General features: G+C 61.1%; 6 protein-coding genes. All 6 read left to right on the plus strand.

Translation table 11 applies throughout. From position 1 onward, the window contains the following. Nucleotides 1-180, plus strand: a 180-nt coding sequence (locus WBF74_RS08860; RefSeq protein WP_424438320.1) for a hypothetical protein, incomplete at its 5' end; no start/stop codon positions are given. A gap of 97 nt (nt 181-277) precedes the next feature. After that, the gene (gene miaB / locus WBF74_RS08865; protein WP_424438323.1) at nt 278-1,717 is read left to right on the plus strand and encodes a tRNA (N6-isopentenyl adenosine(37)-C2)-methylthiotransferase MiaB; all 1,440 of its coding nucleotides are present in this window, start codon (nt 278-280) and stop codon (nt 1,715-1,717) included. A 34-nt stretch (nt 1,718-1,751) separates the two neighbouring features. After that, complete coding sequence (locus WBF74_RS08870; RefSeq protein ID WP_424438326.1) at nt 1,752-2,774, plus strand: PhoH family protein; 1,023 nt, start codon at nt 1,752-1,754, stop codon at nt 2,772-2,774. Next, complete coding sequence (ybeY, locus tag WBF74_RS08875; RefSeq protein ID WP_424438329.1) at nt 2,771-3,328, plus strand: rRNA maturation RNase YbeY; 558 nt, start codon at nt 2,771-2,773, stop codon at nt 3,326-3,328. Before WBF74_RS08870 ends, ybeY begins: the two co-directional genes overlap by 4 nt. A 24-nt stretch (nt 3,329-3,352) precedes the next feature. Then, on the plus strand, nt 3,353-4,315 hold the full coding sequence (locus WBF74_RS08880) for a hemolysin family protein (RefSeq protein WP_424438332.1): 963 nt from the start codon (nt 3,353-3,355) through the stop codon (nt 4,313-4,315). Between the two features lie 4 nt (nt 4,316-4,319). Next, the coding region (gene lnt, locus WBF74_RS08885) for an apolipoprotein N-acyltransferase (protein ID WP_424438335.1) at nt 4,320-5,739 on the plus strand (1,420 nt) is incomplete at its 3' end.

Raw genomic sequence — 5,739 nt, forward strand, 5'->3', positions numbered from 1 at the left:
GTGGTGGAGTACCACAAGCCCGTCACCATCCGCGAAATCGGCAATCGCAAGGCGCTCGCCGCCTATTGCGAGGAACGCTGCCGGGAAGGGCTTATCCGGGCGCTGCGGGGCGGAACCGTGGCAAAAGCACCCGAAACCCGGATCGAAGAGCCTGCGCAATCGCTTGCGGCAGGGGCCTGAGAAGGGCTATTGAGGCCCAAAGCGGTCGCAGAAGCCGGCCGATCCGTGATAGGCTTTGCCCGAATGTTTGAGTTTCCCGAGGAGACGAGCGCACACAGTGCAGGATAAATCCGCGCCATCCCCCGAAGACGCGCCGAAAGCTGGCCTTGCGGCCGATGAAACCGGCGTGCCGCGCAAAAAAATCTTCGTCAAGACCTATGGCTGCCAGATGAATGTCTATGACTCGGCCCGCATGGTCGATGTCATGGCCCCTTCCGGCTACACCGAGGTCGATGCGCCTGACGAAGCGGACATTGTCATTCTGAATACCTGCCATATCCGCGAAAAGGCGGCGGAGAAGGTCTATTCGGAACTTGGCCGTCTGCGCGAGCTGAAGAAGGAAAAATCCGGCCGGGGCGAAAACCTCGTGATCGGCGTGGCCGGTTGCGTCGCGCAGGCGGAAGGTGAAGAGATGCGCCGCCGCGCGCCCGCCGTCGATCTCGTGCTCGGCCCCCAGACCTATCACCGCCTGCCGGAATATGTGGCGCGGCTGGCCAATGGCGGCCCCGGCATTGTGGAGACGGAATTTCCCGCCGAAGACAAGTTCGAGAGCTTGCCCGCACCGGAGCGCCGCAAAACGCTGGCGCGCGGGGCAACCGCTTTCCTCACCATTCAGGAAGGCTGCGACAAGTTCTGTACCTTTTGCGTCGTGCCTTATACGCGGGGTGCAGAATTTTCGCGGCCCCTGTCGCGCATCGTGGATGAAGCCCGCGCGCTTGCAGAAGCGGGCGTGCGCGAGATCACGCTGCTCGGCCAGAACGTCAATGCCTGGCATGGCGATGACGGCTCGGGCGGTGTTGCGACACTCGCAAAGCTGATCCGGCATCTTGCAAGGATCGACGGGGTGGAGCGTCTGCGCTACACGACCAGCCATCCGCGCGACATGGATGAGGAGCTTCTTGCCGCCCATGCCGAAGTGCCGGAGCTGATGCCCTATCTGCATCTGCCCGTGCAGTCAGGCTCCGACCGCATCCTTGCGGCCATGAACCGCCGCCATGACGCGGAAAGCTATCTCCGCCTGATTGAGCGCATTCGCGCTGCACGGCCCGACATTGCACTGTCATCCGATTTCATCGTCGGTTTTCCCGGCGAGACGGAAGAGGATTTCGAAGCGACGCTCGCTCTCGTGCGCGAGGTAGGCTTCGCGCAGGCCTATAGCTTCAAATACAGCCCCCGCCCCGGCACACCCGCCGCAGGCGAGGAAGACCAGCTTCCCGAAGAAGTGAAAAGCGAAAGACTCGCCCGTCTGCAGGATCTTCTGGGTGAACAGCAGATTGCCTTCAACCGCGCCTGTGCGGGCAAGAGCATGAAGGTACTGTTCGACCGTCGCGGCAAGGGCGAGCGCCAGCTTGTCGGGCGCAGCCCCTGGCTGCAATCGGTTCACGTCGAAGATGCGCCCGAAAGCCTCTTTGGCGAGATCGTGGATGTAGAGATCGAGGAAGGCTATCGCAATTCTCTGCGAGGTCGCCTTCGTCAGGCGGAACCGATTCTCGCCTGATGCAGGCCACGCGCATCGAAAGGACAGGCCGTAGTTGAGCGCAGCGAGTGGCACGAATGGCGTAAAGAAAGAGGCAGATGGCGACAGTCTCGTCATTGCCTTTGATGACAACCGTCTGTTGACGGAGCTTTTCGGTACGAATGATCGCCACCTTGCCCGCATCGAGCAAAGCCTCGATGTGCTTGCCACGCTGCGCGGTAATACGCTTGTCATCACTGGGAAGCCTCATGCGCGCAATCAGGCCGACCGCGTTTTCCGCGATCTCTATGCGCGGCTGAAAGCCGGGCAGGAAGTAACGCCCGGCGAAGTCGATGGCGCCATTCGACTGGCAACCGCAGCCGATGCCGATCTCGCAAAGCCGCAAGGCGGTCTTTCCCGTCATCAGGTGCAGACAAAGCGCCGCGTTATCACCGCGCGCTCGCACACGCAAGGCCTCTATATCGACGCGCTTTATTCAAACGAGCTTGTCTTCGGTGTTGGCCCGGCGGGCACGGGCAAGACCTATCTCGCCGTTGCCGTCGCCGTTTCCATGCTGCTGCAAAAGCGTGTGGACCGCATCATTCTTTCCCGCCCTGCTGTCGAGGCGGGTGAGCGGCTCGGCTTCCTGCCGGGTGATCTGAAAGAAAAGATCGATCCCTATCTGCGCCCGCTTTATGACGCGCTCTACGACACATTGCCCGGTGAACAGGCGATGAAGGGGCTTGAGTCAGGCGAAATCGAAGTTGCGCCGCTCGCCTTCATGCGCGGTCGCACTCTGGCCAATTCCTTCGTCATTCTGGACGAGGCGCAGAATTGCACGCCCGTGCAGATGAAGATGTTTCTGACCCGCCTTGGCGAGAACAGCCGTATGGCTATCACCGGCGATCCGAGCCAGGTGGACTTGCCGCTTGGCGCAAAATCGGGCCTGCGCGACGCGCTTGATGTGCTGGATGGCGTGCCGGGTGTTTCGACAGTGCGTTTTTCTGACGCCGATGTGGTGCGTCATCCGCTCGTGACGCGTATCGTCAAGGCCTATAATGCCCATGAGCGAAGCCTTCTTGGAGAAAAGGGCCTATGAGCGCGTCTGCCTCATCCGGTCGAAAACGAAGCGAAAAGACCCGAAGTCCGGTCTCCGGACTCGAGATTGAAGTTCTGCGCGAAGCCGGAGACTGGGCAAGCGGCACCGAGGAAACGGTGCACCGCGCGGCAGAACATGCCTATGTGGTGACGCAGGGCGGCGATCCCGCCGAACTCTGCATTGTGCTTGCCGATGATGAATTTGTCGCCAAACTGAACAAGGCCTATCGCGGCAAGGACGGGCCGACCAATGTGCTCTCCTTTCCCGCCGCTGACATGTCGGATACGGGCCTGCCCGAGTCCGCCTTTCGGGAAGAGCTGCCTCTTCTCGGCGATATCATCCTTGCCCGCGAAACGATTGCGCGCGAGGCGGATGAGCAGAAGAAAAGTTTTACCGATCATCTGACGCATCTCACCGTTCATGGTGTGCTTCATCTTCTGGGGCACGATCATATCGAGGATGACGAAGCGGAAGAGATGGAAGCGCTTGAGCGCGACATACTGGAAGATCTCGGCGTAAGCGATCCCTACGCGGATGATCTTGCCAATAACTGAACCCACCAGAACAATCCCAGAGCGATGACTGACACAACAGAGCAATCCGCCGTTTCCTCTTCCCGGGAAGAGCCTCCCAGTACCAATGCGCGCCCCCGCCAGCGTTTCGCCTGGCTGCGCGCGCTTCTGGGAAAAGGAAATGACGATTCAACGCTGCGTGGCAGCCTTGAAGAAGTGATCGAGGAACATGACGAGGCCTATCGCAGCCTCACCGCCGAAGAGCGGCACATGCTTCTCAACATTCTGAAGTTCGGCGAGCTGCGTGTGGAAGATGTGATGGTCCCGCGCGCAGATATTGTGGGCGTCGAGGAACAGGCATCGATGGAAGAAGTGCTGCGCCTCTATCGCGACTCCGCCCATTCGCGCATGCCGGTCTATCGCGAAACGCTCGATGATCCGATCGGCATGGTGCATCTGAAGGACGTGCTCGCCTTTTTCGCACCGCCTGCCAGCGACAAGGCCGCGCCGCCGCCGCCCTTCTCTCTCCGCGCGATCCGGCGCGATCTTCTTTTCGTACCACCATCCATGCCTGCGATTGACCTTCTGCTGAAGATGCAGGCAACACGCATTCACCTCGCGCTGGTGATCGACGAATATGGCGGCACGGACGGTCTTGTCTCCATCGAGGATCTGGTTGAGGAAATCGTCGGCGAAATCGAAGACGAACATGATGTCGATAGCGGCCCGATGCTGGTGAAGCGGGATGACGGCTCGATCGATGCCGATGCGCGCTGTCCCATCGAGGAGCTTGAAGAGATGTCGGGCCTGCGTCTCGTTGACGAAGAAAACGAGGATGATGTGGACACGCTGGGCGGCCTCGTCTTTTCCATGCTGGGTCGTGTTCCGCTGCGCGGCGAACTTGTGCGCCATCCGGCGGGCGTCGAATTTGAAGTGAAGGATGCCGATCCTCGTCGTATCAAGCGCATGCGCATTCATTTCGTGCCTGCGCCGGCGGAACGCGTTGAGGTAACACAAGGGGAAGGCTGAGGGCGTGCAGGTCGAGAGGGGGATCGGATTAGCAATCGAAAAGCTTGAGAGCTTTGCCGCCGCGCTGGCGGAGCTTCGGGGCTGGCGGCGCTATGCGGCGGCGCTGGTGTCTGGTGCGGCAAGTACGCTTGCGCTTGAACCTTACGGGTTTCTCCCCGTTCTCTTTGTCACCGTTCCGGTTCTCATCTGGCTGCTCGATGGCGTTGGCGAACCCACGCGCTCGCGCCGCCGCCGCAGCATGCAGCGTGCAGGGCTTGTGGGCTGGTGGTTCGGCTTCGGCTATTTCCTTCTGGGGCTCTACTGGGTCGGCAATGCCTTTCTGGTGGATGCGGAGAAATTTGCCTTCCTGCTGCCGCTCGCCGTCACCCTGCTGCCTGCGGGCCTCGCGCTTTTCACCGCTGCCGCCGCCGCGATTGCGCGGCTCTTCTGGTTCAGCGGCTATCGTCGTGTCGCCGTCTTTGCTGTCATCTGGACCACCTTTGAATGGCTGCGCGGCCATGTGCTGACCGGCTTTCCATGGAACCTGATCGGCGAAAGCCTTGCTGCTTCATCGGACGCGCTGATGCAGGCGGCAGCCCTTGTCGGTGCCTATGGTCTTTCCTTCATCGCGCTCCTCATCACAGGCGCAATCGCCACCTTTGATCCGCGCGGTGCTTCCGTTGCGCATCGCCTCGACCGGGAAATATTCGCTGCCCCCGCGATTGCGCTGGCAGGACTTGCGCTCATCTGGATCGGCGGTTCGGCGCGTCTTTCATCGGCGCAGATGGATCTGACGGGCGGCACGGAAATCCGCATCGTTCATCCGAATACGCCCTTCGTGAAAAACTGGGACAGCGAGGAACGTCTCCTCACCGTCATCGGCCAGTTGCTGCGCATGTCCGCCGAGCCGACAGCGGAACGGCCCGAAGGGCTTCGCCCCGGCACTCTTGTTGTCTGGCCGGAAAATGCCGTGCCCGTGCTGCTCGCGCGCGAGCCTTATGTGCTGGGTGCGATCGGCCGCATGTTGCCGGAAGGCGGGCATCTCATTGTCGGATCAAATCGCGGCGAACCGGAGCCTGATGGCCCCGCGAACCGGCTCCGCATTTTCTATAACAGCCTCTATGTCGTAAGCGACAAGGGCGAGATCGTCGAGACTTACGACAAGCATCATCTCGTGCCCTTCGGGGAATATGTGCCGCTGCGCCATCTGCTCGGGCGGCTTGGGCTGCGGCAGATCGTGCAGTTTCAGGGGAGCTTTGAGACTGGCCCCGGCCCGCGCACGCTGACGCGGCGGGGCTTGCCCCCGGTCAGCCCGCTCATCTGTTACGAGGTGATCTTCGCCGATGAAGTCGTCGCGCGGGGAGAGCGGCCGGCATGGTTCGTCAATATCACCAATGATGCGTGGTTCGGTGCCTCTGCGGGCCCCTATCAGCATTTCTCTCAGG

The organism is Parvibaculum sp., from assembly GCF_049672805.1.
Taxonomy (GTDB): domain Bacteria; phylum Pseudomonadota; class Alphaproteobacteria; order Parvibaculales; family Parvibaculaceae; genus Parvibaculum.